The organism is Rhizobium sp. SVR5-9E (assembly GCF_056755095.1).
Genome location: NZ_JBNDHS010000280.1, coordinates 1 through 367 on the forward strand (window position 1 = coordinate 1; position 367 = coordinate 367).

Below are 367 nucleotides of genomic sequence, written 5' to 3' on the forward strand. Positions count from 1 at the left end.
GGTACGACTGGATAAAAACGGAAAAGAATTATCACAACTGGTTTTGGGTGGAAAAGGCTTGGATGAGGTGGAGAAAATGATTCCGACGAAAGATGGTGGGGCGTTGCTGGGTGTGTATTCCAGAAGCAGTGCTGTGGCTGGAAGCGGGATGCCGGAAGCTGGAAGCAAAGCCATCAGCCAAAAGCCAAAAGCCAGCGGCAACTATGGTGAGGGCGATTACTGGATCATCAAGCTTTCCAAAGACGGCAAAGTGGAATGGGAAAAGAATTTCGGCGGAACCGGAGACGATCATTTGAGAACCCTGGCGTTGACTTCTACAGGCTATTTAATCGGTGGTGAATCAAGATCGGAAAGATCGGGTAATAAA

The 367-nt window shown here is 48.5% G+C and carries 1 protein-coding gene; it reads left to right on the forward strand.

Features of this window, described 5'->3' with window-relative positions:
• On the forward strand, nt 1–367 hold a 367-nt coding region (locus ACPYOJ_RS34790), incomplete at both ends, for a hypothetical protein (protein WP_481420293.1).